The organism is Acidovorax sp. sif1233 (assembly GCF_019218755.1).
Lineage (GTDB): Bacteria > Pseudomonadota > Gammaproteobacteria > Burkholderiales > Burkholderiaceae_C > Acidovorax.
The window spans coordinates 26408-40566 of the sequence record NZ_JAHUWZ010000006.1 but is presented as its reverse complement, the minus strand read 5'-3'; the positions used below and the strand labels follow the sequence as shown (position 1 = coordinate 40566).

Sequence of the window (14159 nt, the reverse complement as noted above, 5' to 3'; positions counted from 1 at the left end):
CAATTGCTATTCATTTAATAGCAATCCAGCCCATGGAGACCGGAACTCAGGCCGCCCCGTGGCACTTCTTGTACTTCTTGCCGCTGCCGCAGGGGCAGGGGTCGTTGCGGCCCGGCTCGGGGGCCTTGCGCACCGTTTCCACGCGCGGGCCCATGCTCTTCCAGATCTGGCGCAGGTCGTACACGGCCCAGATGGCTTCGCCGAAGGCCTCGACGCGCGCCTGGCTGGTGCTGGGCGGGCCGTCCTCGCTGTACATGCAGACCTCGGGCTTGCCGGTGTCGTCCTCGGTCAGCGCGACGATGCTGTCCAGCGCGTCGTCCAGCCACCGGGCGGCCTCCTTGTCGCGCGGGGCGGCCCAGTCCTCGGGCCAGTTCTCCACGGCGAACATGAAGCCCAGGGCCCAGACCTGGCCGAAGGACGGGATTTCCTGGTCGTCGCCCATCTCCGCGCGCTGCTCGTCGGTGAGGCTGGCCACCGCGCCGCGCATGTCCATGGCCTCGGGCTGGAAGGTGCGGTCGTCATCCAGCGTTTCGACCTTGGTGTCCAGCTGCGCCACGATCTCGTTCCAGCGGCGGTCCCACAGCGCGAGGAAACGCGCCTGCTGGGCGGCATCCGCGAAGGCGGGCAGCAGCGGCAGGGGCTCGCCCTCGGCCACATCGAGCTCGGCGCCGTCGCCCAGCAGCATGGGCAGGTATTCGGCGGGGGCGATGGGGCGGCGGCTGCAGATCACGGCGGTCATGAAACCGTCGCAGAACTCCCACTGCGGGATTTCCTCGCCGCGCGAACGCAGGTCGTCCAGGATGTTGTCGATCTCTTCGAGTTCGTCGGGGCCCAGCCCCAGGGGGGCGGCGGCAGGCGTGGTATCGGTCATGGCAGGGCTCCGGTCAATCGCTCAGGGGCGAAGAAGAACAATTTTTTACTTCTATGATGCTGCGCAGGTCCGCCGCTTGCGGCCGGGCCTGCGAAAAGGCGGCCAGTGTAGCCCTCTCGCCGCCTGGCGCCCGGCATCCCGCAGAATCAGGACCCCCATGATCCACCAACTCAACTCCCTGTACCCGGTGCGCTACACGGCCTTCGCGCTGTGCGTTTTCGGGCTGCTGCTGTCGCTGTTCGCGCTGGTGGCCTTTAGCGTGGGACTGCCCGTGGTGCTGGTGTTCGCCGCCCTGGTGGCCGTGGGCGTGTACGACCTGCAGCAGTCGCGCCACGCCATCCTGCGCAACTACCCGGTCATCGGCCACATCCGCTTCATGCTCGAATACGTGCGGCCCGAGGTGCGCCAGTATTTCATCGAAAGCGACAGCGAGGCCGCGCCGTTCTCGCGCGCGCAGCGCTCGCTGGTGTACCAGCGCGCCAAGGGCGACCCGGACAACCGCCCCTTCGGCACCCACCTGGACGTGGGCGCGCAGGGCTACGAATGGGTCAACCACTCGCTCGCGCCCACGCAGCTGCCGTCGCACGACTTTCGCGTGTGGATCGGCGGCAGCCCGGACGCGCCATCGCGGTCCGTCTCGCCCTGCACCCAGCCCTACCACGCGAGCGTGTTCAACATCTCGGCCATGAGCTTTGGCGCGCTGTCGGCCAACGCCATCCTGGCGCTCAACCAGGGCGCCAGGAAGGGCGGCTTCGCGCACGACACGGGCGAGGGCAGCATCAGCCAGCACCACCGCGTGCACGGCGGCGACCTGATCTGGGAGATCGGCTCGGGCTACTTCGGCTGCCGCAATCCCGACGGCACGTTCAGCGAAGAGCGTTTTGCGGCCAACGCCACCGACCCGCAGGTCAAGATGATCGAGTTGAAGCTGAGCCAGGGCGCCAAGCCCGGCCACGGCGGCGTGCTGCCCGGGGCCAAGGTCACGGCCGAGATCGCGGCCGCGCGCGGCGTGAAGGAAGGCGAGGCCTGCATCTCGCCCGCCAGCCACAGCGCCTTCCGCAACCCGGTGGAGATGATGCAGTTCATCGCCAGGCTGCGCACGCTCTCGGGCGGCAAGCCCACGGGCTTCAAGTTCTGCCTAGGCCACCCGTGGGAGTGGTTCGCCATCGTCAAGGCCATGCTGGTCACGGGCATCACGCCCGACTTCATCGTGGTCGACGGCGCCGAGGGCGGCACCGGCGCGGCCCCGGTGGAGTTCAGCGACCACGTGGGCGCGCCGCTGCAGGAGGGCCTGCTGCTGGTGCACAACACCCTGGTGGGCGTGAACCTGCGCGACCGCGTGCGCATCGGCTGCGCGGGCAAGGTCATCAGCGCCTTCGACATCGCCCGCATGATGGCGCTGGGCGCCGACTGGTGCAACGCGGGGCGCGGCTTCATGATGGCGCTGGGCTGCATCCAGGCGCAAAGCTGCCACACCGGCCACTGCCCCACGGGCGTGACCACGCAGGACCCGCTGCGCCAGCAGGCCCTGGTGGTGCCCGACAAGGCCACGCGCGTGGCGCAGTTCCACCGCAGCACGCTGCACGCGCTGCAGGAGCTGGTGCAGGCCGCCGGCCTCACCCACCCCAAGGACATCACGGCCCACCACATCGTGCGCCGCATCAGCGACACCGAGGTGCGCCTCTTGTCCAACCTCATCACGCGCATGCTGCCCGGCGCGCTGCTGGGCCCGCTGGACGCGCAGCACAACGTGTTCCGCCTGTACTGGCCCCTGGCCAGCGCGCACAGCTTCCAGGCCAGCGAGCCCGCGCTGGAGCCCTCCATCCCGCACCATGTGGAGCTGGTCCATGCGGCGGCGGCAGGCACCGCCGCCGCGGTGGCAGGGGACGCGGCCGTATGACGATGGACACCCCCGGGGCCACCGCCGACTACGGCGCCTTCCTGCAGCAGCACCTGGCCACGCAGCCCCACGCCGTGATGGCCCACGTGCTGGGCGGCGAACAGATCTGGATCAAGCGCGCGGGCGCGCCCCACGGCACGGGGCGCTACCGCGCCATGGCCGCGCTGGCCGGCCTGCTGCGGCTCCCGGTGCTGCGCCCCGTGCCCAACCCCGGCGGCACCGCCGCCATCGCCACCGAGGTGCGGCGCCTCACGGACCTGGCGGCGCGGGGTGTGCGCGTGCCCGTGGTGCTGGCCGCGCAGCGAGATGGCTTCGCGATGCGGCACCTGGGCCGCACGGGGGAGGAGACCCATTCGCTGGGCAACGAGATCGACCATGCCGTGCAGGCGGGCGACACGGCGGCCGTGCTGGCGCTGTGGCAACAGGGGCTGGACACACTCGCCCATGTGCACCGCCAGGGCACGTGCCTGAGCCAGGCCTTTGCGCGCAACCTGGTGCGCTGCCCCGATGGCGAAGTGGCCTGCATCGACTTCGAGGACGATCCTGCGTCCGTGCTGCCGCTGCCGGTATGCCATGTGCGCGATGCGCTGTGCTATGCGCACTCCACGGCCATCTATCTGCACCAGAGCGGCACGCTGGGCGAGGGGCGCGAGCGCTGGGCGGCGTGGGTGGCGCAGGGGAGCACGGAGATGCGGGAGGTGCTGGCGACCAGCGTTCGCCGGATGGGGTGGATGCGGCAACTGCCTGCGAGCCGCAAGCTGGGGCGGGACTTGCAGCGGGTGCGGGCGGCGTATGACCTGTTGGCATGACAAGACTAGCGCGATGAACGACTATGAGATTTACACCCCCACAGCAGAAGAAGTCCACTCCGGCGTCCTCGGCCGCCGGATGCGGCAGTTCAACTACGGATTTGTTGGCGAATACGGCCAGACGCAGCCAGTGTGGGTGAGCGCACGTGACACCAAGGGTGAATTGCTGGGCGGGCTGCGCGGATTCGTGTTTCTGCAGTGGCTGAATGTGGAACTTCTGTTTGTCGACGAATCGGCCCGGCACCAAGGGCTGGGCCGAAACCTGCTAGCCACAGCGGAACAGAAAGCCCGCGAGCTGGGTGCGCACAGCGCGACGCTGAACACCTTTGAATGGCAAGCGCGGGGCTTCTACCTCAAGCAGGGCTATGAGGAGTTCGGACACATCGACAACTACATCCAGGGCTTTCAGCTGGTGTACATGAAGAAGGTACTCGCACCTTGATGTCGCCGGGCAGGGAGACTGGATCTTCAGAAGCGCTAGACGAACCACAGCCAGATGGCCACGCCTAGACACCCCAGCGAGAGCACAACAAAGGCCCAGCAGAGGCCAGGAATGCCACCGATGGCAGTGAACTTGTTCGCCTGCAGCCCCTCCTGTTCAGCGCGTGACAGGGGGTCCACTCCGACAGCCCGACCAGAAGATGGCGGTACAGCCCAGATCGTATGGTCCGACGTTCGCTCGAACTGACGCGCATCGAATGCAAGGTACGCGAAGAAGCCTGAGAGGACTAGAAAACCCAATGGTCCCATACCGATCCTTCCAGTGACGGCCGCATCAAGCCACTGCAGCGACGGACGCTTCTTCCAGCACCAACTCCGTCGCCACATCCGCGCCCAAGCTCAACAACCGCTTGCGCATACAAATCACCGCCTTGTCCTTGCTCAGCAAAATCGCCCGGTGCGCGGCGGCCAGGTCGATGAACTTCTGGTCGTCCGCGTCCTTGCACACATAGGCCACCTTGGGCGCAACATCCACCAGCTGCACCTGCACATCAAACGCGGACAGCACCTGCGCCGCGTCCACGCGGTAGTAGTCCATGCGCTCTGCGATGTGCGGGTAGGCCAACACCCGCTCCAGCTCATCGCGCATGACCTGCGTGGCGATCCATGACAGGCGCCCCTGGGCCAGCAGCGTGCGCAGCGGCGCGGTACGCGGGTCGCTGAAGATCAGCAGGTCCAGCGCCACGTTGGTGTCCACCACCACGGGGCGCGCGGGCTCGCCCTCAGCGGCCTCGGCGGGCAGCGAAAGCTCAACCCGCATCGCGCGGGCCGCCGGCATCGGGCGCCTGGGGCGGCGCCTTGGCACCGCGGTCGCGCACCGCGCCCTTGATCATGTCGAAGCGGAACATGCGGCATTCGATGGGGCCGTTCCACATCGGCACGCGGCGCGACTCCTTCAGGCGCATCTTGCCGGGCAGCTTGAGGTCGGGCGTGAGCATCCAGGCCGTCCAGCCGCTGTAGTTCTTCTTCCAGTGCGCGGCCAGCTGGCTGAAGAACTCGCCGCCATCGTCGGTATGGGCTTCTTCACGGCCCACGGCCAGGCCCTGGGCACGGTCGGCCGCGCGCTCGCTGGCATTGCGGCCCGCGGCACCGGCCGCGGCGATGCGTTCGCCGTACGGGGGGTTCAGGAGCATCACGCCGGGCTGCTCGCACGGCGGCATGCGCTGCAGCGCATCGCCTCCGCGCAGCTGCACGGCGCCCGCCACGCCGGCGCGCTCGGCATTGCGCTCGGCGAAATCCACCATCCGGAAGGCGACGTCACTGCCGAAAATAGGTACAGCGCTTGTCTGTATTGCGCCTTCAGCTTCATTTTTAATAGCAGACCAGACATGGGCCTGGTAGGGCAGCAGTTTCTCGAACGCAAAGCGGCGCAGCCTGCCCGCCGGAATGCGGCAGGCGATCTGCGCGGCCTCGATGGCGATGGTGCCGCTGCCGCAGCAGGGGTCGTACAGCGGCTGGGGGTTGTCGCCGTGGGGGTCCCAGCCGCTGGCGGCGATCATGGCAGCGGCCAGGGTCTCCTTCAGCGGGGCGTCGCCCTTGTCCTCGCGCCAGCCGCGCTTGAACAGCGGCTCGCCCGAGGTGTCGATGTAGATGGTGGCTTCGTCGGTGGTCAGGTGCAGGTGGATGCGCACGTCGGGCCACTGCGTGTTCACGTCGGGGCGCACGCCGCTCTTGGCGCGAAAGCGGTCGGCCACCGCGTCCTTGACCTTGAGCCCCGCGAAATTGAGGCTCTGCAGCGGGCTGTGCTGGGCGGTCACCTCGACCTTGAAGGTCTGGCGCGTGGTGAACCAGATTTCCCAGGCCACGTCGCTGGCGGCGGCGTAGAGGTCGTTCTCGGAGCGGTACGGGCGGTGCGCCAGCTGCACCAGCACGCGCTGGGCCAGGCGGCTGTGCAGGTTCAGCAGCAGCGCGTCGCGCCACGAGGCGCGCAGCAGCACGCCGCCCCGGCCCACCAGCAGATCCTGCCCCGTGAGGCCGGTGATGCCATGCACCTCGTCGGCCAGGAAGCCCTCCACACCGGCGGCGCAAGGGAGAAAAAGTTGGAGTTGATTCATGACGATGGTGAGGATACGCGCTCGGAAAGTGCGTGTGAATCCGGCGCGCCGGCACGGGCCAGCAGCAACTGGCGGATGGAGTCCGGGATCGGCGCCACCTTGCGGCCGGCCTTGCCGATGAAAACGATGCCGATCTTGCCGCGCGCCACCTCTCGGCCCGAGGTCTTCTCGGTCATGCAAAAGACCAGGTCGAACCCATAGCGGTTGAAGTCCGCAGGCGCCATCTCCACGCGCATGGTCTCGCCGTGGAACCCCTCGGACTTGTACTGCGCCACGATGTCTCCGACCACGATGGACAGCCCGCCCACGTCGGCCTCGGGGTAGCCGAGTGACTGGAAAAACCGCACCCGGGCCTCGGACACGAGGCTCAGCAGCTGCGCGTTGTCCAGGTGCCCGCCCTGGTTGACGTGGCTGATGTAGATCTGCATTTCGGTGGCGAAACCGAAGTGCGCGGGAAGGTCGAAGACGATGCGGGCCATGGACGGGGTGGCGAAGTAAGGGGGAAAGACGGCAACGGAGCGGAAAAACGGGCCACCAGGCGCATGCGCCGCGCACACGCCCGCACGGCGCCTACAGCGCCTTGCGCAGATTCGCCGGCGCGATCTTGAGCGCCTCGCGGTACTTGGCGACGGTGCGGCGCGCGCACTCGATGCCCTGCTCCTTGAGCATCTCGGCGATCTGGCTGTCGGACAGCGGCTTGGTCGGGCTCTCGGCGGCCACGAATTGCTTGATGAGGGCACGCACGGCGGTGCTCGACGCATTGCCGCCGGTCTCGGTGCCCAGGCCCGAGCCGAAGAAGTACTTGAGCTCGTAGGTGCCGATGGGCGTGGCCATGTACTTGGCCGTGGTCACGCGGCTGATGGTGGACTCGTGCAGGCCCAGCTCGTCGGCGATGTCGCGCAGCACCAGCGGGCGCATCGCGAGTTCGCCGTGGGTGAAGAAGTTCTTCTGCCGCTCCACGATGGCGCGCGAGACGCGCAGGATGGTGTCGAAGCGCTGCTGGATGTTCTTGATGAACCAGCGCGCCTCCTGCAGGCGCTGCTGCATGCCCTGGTGGCCCTCGCCGCCCTTGTGGCCGCGCAGGGCGCCGGCATAGATGTCGTGCACGCGCAGGCGCGGCATCACGTCGGGGTTGAGCTGCACGATGAAGTTGTGCTGCCCGTCGCGGCCATTGGCGCGCCCGGCCTTGCGCACGATCACGTCGGGGATGATGATGTTGCGCTCCACGTCGGCGAAGCGGCGCCCCGGGCGCGGCTCCAGCCGGGCGATCAGCGCCATGGCGGCGCGGGTGCGCTCCTCGCTGTCGCCGCAGGCCTGCGTGAGGCGGCGCACGTCGCGCCGCGCCAGCATCTCCAGCGGCTGCTGGCACACGCGCAGCGCGGTCTGCACGGTGTCGGGGTCGATGTCGCTGTCCTCGTCGGCGGCCAGCGCCTTGAGCTGCAGCGTCAGGCACTCGGCCAGGCCGCGCGCGCCCACGCCCACGGGCTCCAGGCTCTGCAGCAGCCGCTGTGCCACGGTGAAGCGGTGCACCAGTTCCTCGATCTGCTCCAGGTCGTCGGGCCCGGCCAGGCTGATGGCCAGCTCTTCGAGCGGATCCTCCAGGTAGCCGTCGTCGTTGAGCGATTCGATCAGGAAGCGCAGCGCGGCGCGGTCGATCTCGGACAGGCGCAGCGCCAGCGCCTGTCGGTGCAAAAAGGCGGTCAGCGATTCGTGCGTGCGGGCCAGCTCGGTGGCGTCGGCCTCGTCGCCTTCGGCGTCGTTGCGGTTGCGGGCGGGGGCGTCGCCGCCCCACTCGGCGTCGTTGGGCGCCATCTCCACCGTGCCGTCGCCGCTCCAGTCGGGCTCGTCGGCGCCCGCGCTCGGTGTTTCAGCATCATTTTGAGCCTCAGCGCTGGTACTGCTTGCGCTGGTAGCTCCTGAAAAAATAGCATCATCCGCGCTGTAGTCGTCGGCCTGGGCCGGCGTATCGGCGGCTTCCAGGCCAAACTCCTCGCGCGGCGCCTCGTCGGCGTTGCGTTCGAGGAACGGGTTTTCGTCGAGCATCTGCTCGACTTCCTGCGAGAGTTCCAGCGTGGACAACTGCAGCAGCCGGATGGACTGCTGAAGCTGGGGGGTCAATGCAAGATGCTGCGAGACGCGCAGCGAGAGTCCAGGTTTCATTGATTGAGCGCCGCCGGGCCGCCCCAAGGCGCGAAGGCCCCCTCGGGGGGCAGCGAACCACGCGCAGCGGGGAGCGTGGGGGTACCGTACCGCGCCGCCGGGCCGCCCCAAGGCGCGAACGCCCCCTCGGGGGGCAGCGCAGTACACGAAATGACAAGCGTGGAGGCCATGTCTACATGCGGAAATGTTCGCCCAGGTACACCCGGCGCACTTCGGCGTTGTCCACGATCTCGGACGGCGTGCCCTGGGCCAGCACCTGGCCATCGCTGATGATGAAGGCGTGGTCGCAGATGCCCAGCGTCTCGCGCACGTTGTGGTCGGTGATGAGCACGCCGATGCCGCGCGCCTTGAGGAAGCCGATGATGCGCTGGATCTCGATCACGGCGATGGGGTCGATGCCCGCAAAGGGCTCGTCCAGCAGGATGAAGCGCGGCTGCGTGGCCAGCGCGCGGGCGATCTCGACGCGGCGGCGCTCGCCGCCCGACAGGGCCATGGCGGGCGAGGCCCGCAGGTGGTCCACGCGCAGCTCCTGCAGCAAGGCCGTGAGACGCTCTTCGATGGCCTCGCGCGACAGCGGCTTGCCGTCGTCGTCCGCGCGCTGCAGCTCCAGCACCGCGCGCACGTTCTCTTCGACCGTGAGCTTGCGGAAGATGGAGGCTTCCTGCGGCAGGTAGGACAGCCCCAGCCGCGAGCGGCGGTGGATGGGCATGTGGGCCACCGAATGGCCGTCGATGCGGATGTCGCCCGCGTCGCTGCGCACCAGGCCCACGATCATGTAGAACGAGGTGGTCTTGCCCGCGCCGTTGGGCCCCAGCAGGCCCACGACCTCCCCCTTTTGCACGACCAGCGACACATCCTTGACGACCTTGCGGCTGCCATACGACTTGGCCAGGTGCTGCACCTCCAGGCGGCTGCCCGCCTGGGTGTCAGGACCGGGGCTGACGGGCTGCGCGCTCACTTGGAGCCGCCGCCAAGGCTGTTGCTGGGGCGCAGCACCGGCGCCGATGCCGGGGGCGCGGCCTCCGGCGCGGCGGTACCGGCGGGCGGGTCCTTGGGCGCGAGCACCGCACGCACCCGGCTGCCGGGCGCGGGCGCATCGCCCGCCGCATTGGTCGCGGGGGTGCGCTTGCCGTCCACGGTGAACACATCGGTGAGGTTGTTGTAGACGATCACGGCGCCGGTGATCTCGTCGCTGAGGACCGCCCCGCGGTAGCGGCGCAGCTCGGCGCGGGTGATGAAGCGCACGTTGTCGGCCTTGCCGTCGTACTCGATGACTTCGCTCTCGCCTTCGATGAACTCGTCCGGCGCGCCCGCCACGGTATCGCGCTTCTGGCGGAAGAAGGCCCGCTTGCCCGCCTCGGCCGTGACCACGCCGTACTGGTAGCCGTCGGCGTCCTGGCGCACGTCCAGCCGCGCGCCGCGCAGCACGATGGAGCCCTTGGTCATGACCACGCGGCCCGAGAACACGCTGGTCTGCTTGAGCTCATCGTGCCGCAAGGCGTCGGCCTCGATGTTCATGGGCTTGGCGCGGTCGGCCTTTTCGGCGTGCGCCGCGCCCAGATGGCAGGCCAGGGCGACAAGCAGGAGGTGGGGGAGGATGCGGTAGTTCATAGGGCACGAATCTTGCAGGTCATTGTAGCCACCCCACGGCGTGCGCCATGAAAAAAGCCCGCATCCGCGGGCTTCTTCTTGGGGCATCCGAGGCCGTCGGCGCTTGGAAGCCGCCGCCTGCACCCGTGGAGCCGGCGCTGCCGGGCCGCCGGGTGCGTCCCCCTGGGCAGGAAGGCGGCTCACGAGGGCCACGCTTCCTTCAAGGAGGCGTCACCCCTTTTTCGCCGTGGCGGCCAGGTGCTCCACCACCTGCAGCACGTTCTGCATGTTGCCGGCCATGGTGCCATCGGTGTAGTACTTGCCGGCCACGCCCATGGAAGGCACGCCTTCCACGCCATACGCGTCCTGCAGCTGCGACGCACGGCGCACCTGGTTGGACACGGTGAAGGAGCCGTAGACCTCCTTGAACTTGGCGGCATCGACCCCCTGCTGGGTCACCCAGGCCAGGATTTCGTCGTCCTTGGCCAGCTTCTGCTTTTCCACATGGATGGCGCGGAACACCTTGGCGTGCAGCGCGTCGAGCTTGCCCATGCCTTCGAGCGTGTAGTAGAGCTTTTGCTGCGGCACGAAGCTGGCATTGAAGGCCACGGGCATGCGGCGGATGCTCATGTCCTTGGGGGCGCTCTTCACCCATGCGTCGAGCGTGGGCTCGAAGGCGTGGCAGTGGGGGCAGCTGTACCAGAAGAATTCGATCACATCGACCTTGCCGGCGGGCGCATCGGGCGCCACGGGCTTGTCCAGCCGCTTGAAGTCCTTGCCCTCCTTGAACTGGCGGGCCTGGGCCAGCGCGGGGGTGGCCACTGGCAGCGTCAGGGCGGAAGCGGCAACCGCCGAGGCGGCGGACAAAGAAAACTCACGGCGTTTCATGGCAAAGACTCTCCTGGTTCTGGTCTGGGGGATGTGAGCCATGCCCCCGCAAAAAGTTCAGCTCCCGCTGCGCGGCAGTTCAGCGCTGCACCCGCACCAGGGCCGATTCCACCCCGGCGCCGTCGAGCTTTTCCTTGAGCTGCTCGGCATCATCGCGCTTGGTGAACGGGCCCACGCGCACGCGGAACACGGCCCGCCCATTTTGCTCGCGCTCGCTCACCCGGGCCTCCCAGCCCAGCATGGCCAGCTTGGCGCGCTGGGCATCCGCATCGGCCTGGGTGCGGAATGCCCCGGCCTGCACGAAGTAGTCGAACGGGTCCAGGTTGCCCTTGGCGGCGGCCTTGGCGACGGCCAGATCGCCCAGCGGGTCGGCGCCGGGCTTGCTTTCGGCCTTGGCCGCCTCGGGCTTGCTGGCAACCGGCTTGGGCGCGGAGGCGGCCGCCCGCACCTCGGGCGCCGCCGCGGAGGCGGGCGCGGAAGCCGCCGCCACCGCCGGCGCGGGGGGACGCGCGGGGTTCTTGCCGTACAGCGGAGAGTTCGGGTCCCAGTTCTTGTTCTTCTGGGATTCGGCGGCATCCATGTCCACGCCCCGCCCGTTGCCCTTGTTGAGGAAAGGCACCGGCACCTTGGTCACGTACACGGCCACCGCCAGTGCGGCCCCCAGGCCCACGATGACCCCGACGATGAAGCCGATGATGGTCCCACCCGTCTGTTGTTTCTTCATAGTGACTGCTTACATTCTGGCCGGAGCCGACACGCCCAGCACGGCCAGGCCATTGTGCAATACCTGCGCGGTGGCGGCGACGAGGGCCAGCCGGGCCCGCTTGACGGTTTCATCGTCCACCAGGATGCGCTCGGCATCGTAGTAGCTGTGGTAGCTGGCGGCCAGGTCGCGCAGGTAGAAGGTCACGTCGTGCGGCGCCTCGCCGTCGGCGGCGGCGGTGAGCATCTCGGGGTACTTGGCCAGCTGCAGCATCAGCGCCTGGGCCTGCGGGCCTTCGAGCGCCGACAGGTCCGCGCCCTGGAGCGAGGCCACATCGCCGCCGCCCTGCTCGGCCCAGCCGCGCAGCACCGACTGGATGCGCGCGTGGGCGTACTGCACGTAGTACACCGGGTTGTCGTTGTTCTGCGCCACGGCCAGGTCCACGTCGAAGGTGTACTCGGTGTCGGGCTTGCGGCTCAAGAGGAAGAAGCGCACCGCGTCCTTGCTGGTCCATTCGATCAGGTCGCGCAGCGTGACATAGCTGCCCGCGCGCTTGCTGATCTTGACCTCTTCGCCGCCCTTGACCACGCGCACCATGGTGTGCAGCACGTAGTCGGGGTAGCCCTGCGGGATGCCCACGCCGGCCGCCTGCAGCCCGGCGCGCACGCGGGCGATGGTGCCGTGGTGGTCCGTGCCCTGGATGTTGACGACCTTGGTGAAGCCGCGCTCCCACTTGGCGATGTGGTAGGCCACGTCGGGCACGAAGTAGGTGTACGTGCCGTCCTTCTTGCGCATGACCCGGTCCTTGTCGTCGCCGTAGTCCGTGCTCTTGAGCCACAGCGCGCCGTCCTGCTCGTAGGTCTTGCCGTTGGCCACGAGCTTGCCCACGGTGGCCTCGACGCGGCCGCTGGTGTACAGGCTCGACTCGAGGTAGTACTCGTCGAACTTCAGATTGAAGGCCTGCAGGTCCTTGTCCTGCTCGTTGCGCAGGTAGGCCACGGCGAACTGGCGGATGGACTCCACATCGTCCACGTCGCCGCTGGCGGTGAACGCGCGGTCGTCGGCCTTGACGGTCTTCTTCGCGAGGAAGTCGTTGGCGATGTCCTGGATGTAGTCGCCGTTGTAGAACGCCTTGGACGCCGGGTTCTCGGGGTCGGTGGGCCAGCACTCGTCGCCGGGCTTGAAGCCCTTGGCGCGCAGCTGCGTGCTGGTGGTCAGCGTCTGGATCTGCACGCCCGCGTCGTTGTAATAGAACTCGCGGTGCACCTTCCAGCCCTGGGTGGCAAAGAGGTTGCAGATCGCGTCGCCCAGCGCCGCCTGGCGGCCGTGGCCCACGTGCAGCGGGCCGGTGGGGTTGGCCGAGACGAACTCGACCAGCACGCGCTGGCCGTTGTCGGCCTGGTAGCCAAAGCGGTCTCCGGCACCCAAGACCTCGCGCACCACTTCCTGCTTGGCGGTGGGCTTGAGGCGGATGTTGAGAAACCCGGGGCCGGCGATCTCGATGGCATCGACCCAGCGGGCAAACGCGGGCGTGGCCTCGAGCGCGGCCTTGAGCTGCTCGCCCAGCGCGCGCGGGTTGAGCTTGAGCGGCTTGGCCAGCTGCATGGCCGCCGTGCAGGCGAAGTCGCCGTGGGCGGCCACCTTGGGGGATTCGAACGCAGCGCGCCCGGCAGTGCCGGGCGACAATTTTTCCAGCTCGCCGGCGAGCGCCGCGAGCAATTCCTGTTTGACGGAGAGCATGCGGGGATTCTACGGGGGCGCCCCGTCATCCCATCCCGCCGCTGTGGCGTTATGCTGAATGGCCCGGTGTCCACCGGGCCGTCCATCCCCCTACCCGCAGGAGCATTACATGAAGAAACTGCTTTCCCTGATGACGGCCATCGGCCTGACCCTCTCCCTGGCCACGGCCCATGCCGCCGACGCGCCTGCTGCCGCGGCCTCCGCGCCGGCCAAGGCGCCCACCGCGCAGCAAAGCAAGATGGCCACCTGCAATGCCGACGCCAAGGAAAAGAAGGGCGACGAGCGCAAGGCCTTCATGAAGGAATGCCTGTCTGCCAACAAGCAGGAAAAGCAGCAGACCAAGATGAAGACCTGCAACGCAGACCCCAAGGCCAAGACCCTCAAGGGCGACGAGCGCAAGGCCTTCATGAAGGAATGCCTGAGCAACAAGCCCGCCTGACACACCTTGGCCCCCAAACAAAGCCCCGCACGCGGGGCTTTGTGCTTTCTAGCGCGTGCCCACGCCCCGCGCCAGGAACACGGCCAGCAGCGGAATCACCACCAGCAGGTGCGCCTCGATCATCACCAGGCGGCGCGTGCCGCGCACCTCGGCCTCGGTGGGCAGCGCACCCGTGGCGCGCAGCTGCTTGCGCCAGCGCAGAAAGCGCACCGTGGGCACGATGGAGATCAGGCCGATGACCACGAACAGCGTGACCTTGGTGTGCAGCAGGGGCTGCGACCAGTACCACCCCGCGCCCTTCATGCCCCACCAGGTGCGCGCCAGGCCCGTGGCCAGCACGGCGATGGCGGAGATGCCATAGACCATGTCCACCCGCGCCAGGCGCTCCACCACCGCGGCGTTGAGCCACTCCTTGCGGCACAGGGCCGCCTCGCTGGCCAGGAAGACGGTCATGGTCAGGATGGCCAGAAAGTGGGCGTAGGCCAGCAGGGCTTCAGTGGTCAT

The 14159-nt window shown here is 68.3% G+C and carries 15 protein-coding genes; 4 read left to right on the top strand and 11 right to left on the bottom strand.

The annotated features are described in order from the left end of the window. Nucleotides 1-46 precede the first annotated feature (46 nt). Nucleotides 47-871 carry a YecA family protein gene (locus KW843_RS19160; RefSeq protein WP_218296764.1) on the bottom strand — a complete coding sequence of 275 codons (825 nt, stop codon included), beginning with the start codon at nucleotides 869-871 and terminating at the stop codon, nucleotides 47-49. Between the two features lie 157 nt (nucleotides 872-1028). Between KW843_RS19160 and KW843_RS19155 the strand changes: the two genes are divergently transcribed. Genes KW843_RS19155 through KW843_RS19145 form a run of 3 tightly spaced genes read left to right on the top strand, consistent with a single transcriptional unit; the run spans nucleotide 1029 to nucleotide 4022 of the window. After that, nucleotides 1029-2771, top strand: coding sequence for an FMN-binding glutamate synthase family protein (locus KW843_RS19155; RefSeq protein WP_218296763.1), 1743 nt, complete (start codon nucleotides 1029-1031; stop codon nucleotides 2769-2771). After that, complete coding sequence (locus KW843_RS19150; RefSeq protein ID WP_218296762.1) at nucleotides 2768-3580, top strand: hypothetical protein; 813 nt, start codon at nucleotides 2768-2770, stop codon at nucleotides 3578-3580. The genes KW843_RS19155 and KW843_RS19150 overlap by 4 nt, the downstream gene beginning before the upstream one ends. 13 nt (nucleotides 3581-3593) lie before the next feature. Then, the gene (locus tag KW843_RS19145; RefSeq protein WP_218296761.1) at nucleotides 3594-4022 is read left to right on the top strand and encodes an N-acetyltransferase; all 429 of its coding nucleotides are present in this window, start codon (nucleotides 3594-3596) and stop codon (nucleotides 4020-4022) included. A 333-nt stretch (nucleotides 4023-4355) separates the two neighbouring features. Here the strand turns inward: KW843_RS19145 and KW843_RS19140 are convergent, their stop codons facing one another. The 9 genes from KW843_RS19140 to argS form a co-directional block, all read right to left on the bottom strand. Then, nucleotides 4356-4841 (bottom strand): putative toxin-antitoxin system toxin component, PIN family, encoded by a 486-nt coding sequence (locus KW843_RS19140; RefSeq protein ID WP_218296760.1) that lies wholly within the window; start codon nucleotides 4839-4841, stop codon nucleotides 4356-4358. Then, nucleotides 4831-6135, bottom strand: coding sequence for a class I SAM-dependent RNA methyltransferase (locus tag KW843_RS19135; protein ID WP_218296759.1), 1305 nt, complete (start codon nucleotides 6133-6135; stop codon nucleotides 4831-4833). The genes KW843_RS19140 and KW843_RS19135 overlap by 11 nt, the downstream gene beginning before the upstream one ends. Then, a complete protein-coding gene (locus KW843_RS19130) occupies nucleotides 6132-6614 on the bottom strand; it encodes a thioesterase family protein (protein ID WP_218296758.1) in 483 nt (160 codons plus the stop codon). The genes KW843_RS19135 and KW843_RS19130 overlap by 4 nt, the downstream gene beginning before the upstream one ends. A gap of 91 nt (nucleotides 6615-6705) precedes the next feature. Continuing rightward, a complete protein-coding gene (locus KW843_RS19125) occupies nucleotides 6706-8295 on the bottom strand; it encodes an RNA polymerase factor sigma-54 (RefSeq protein WP_218296757.1) in 1590 nt (529 codons plus the stop codon). Between the two features lie 172 nt (nucleotides 8296-8467). Continuing rightward, nucleotides 8468-9253, bottom strand: coding sequence for an LPS export ABC transporter ATP-binding protein (lptB, locus tag KW843_RS19120; protein WP_218296756.1), 786 nt, complete (start codon nucleotides 9251-9253; stop codon nucleotides 8468-8470). Beyond that, nucleotides 9250-9906: a lipopolysaccharide transport periplasmic protein LptA gene (gene lptA / locus KW843_RS19115; RefSeq protein WP_218296755.1), complete on the bottom strand. Its 657-nt coding sequence runs from the start codon at nucleotides 9904-9906 to the stop codon at nucleotides 9250-9252. Before lptA ends, lptB begins: the two co-directional genes overlap by 4 nt. A gap of 210 nt (nucleotides 9907-10116) precedes the next feature. Continuing rightward, nucleotides 10117-10773 (bottom strand): thiol:disulfide interchange protein DsbA/DsbL, encoded by a 657-nt coding sequence (locus tag KW843_RS19110; RefSeq protein ID WP_218296754.1) that lies wholly within the window; start codon nucleotides 10771-10773, stop codon nucleotides 10117-10119. A 79-nt stretch (nucleotides 10774-10852) separates the two neighbouring features. Next, nucleotides 10853-11497 (bottom strand): SPOR domain-containing protein, encoded by a 645-nt coding sequence (locus KW843_RS19105; RefSeq protein WP_218296753.1) that lies wholly within the window; start codon nucleotides 11495-11497, stop codon nucleotides 10853-10855. Nucleotides 11498-11506: 9 nt separating this feature from the next. Next, nucleotides 11507-13216 (bottom strand): arginine--tRNA ligase, encoded by a 1710-nt coding sequence (gene argS, locus KW843_RS19100; protein WP_218296752.1) that lies wholly within the window; start codon nucleotides 13214-13216, stop codon nucleotides 11507-11509. 109 nt (nucleotides 13217-13325) lie between these two features. On the opposite strand from argS, the gene KW843_RS19095 reads away from it, so the two are divergent. Further along, nucleotides 13326-13655, top strand: coding sequence for a PsiF family protein (locus tag KW843_RS19095; RefSeq protein WP_218296751.1), 330 nt, complete (start codon nucleotides 13326-13328; stop codon nucleotides 13653-13655). Nucleotides 13656-13703: 48 nt separating this feature from the next. Here the strand turns inward: KW843_RS19095 and KW843_RS19090 are convergent, their stop codons facing one another. Further along, nucleotides 13704-14159 carry a DUF2214 family protein gene (locus KW843_RS19090; protein ID WP_218296750.1) on the bottom strand — a complete coding sequence of 152 codons (456 nt, stop codon included), beginning with the start codon at nucleotides 14157-14159 and terminating at the stop codon, nucleotides 13704-13706.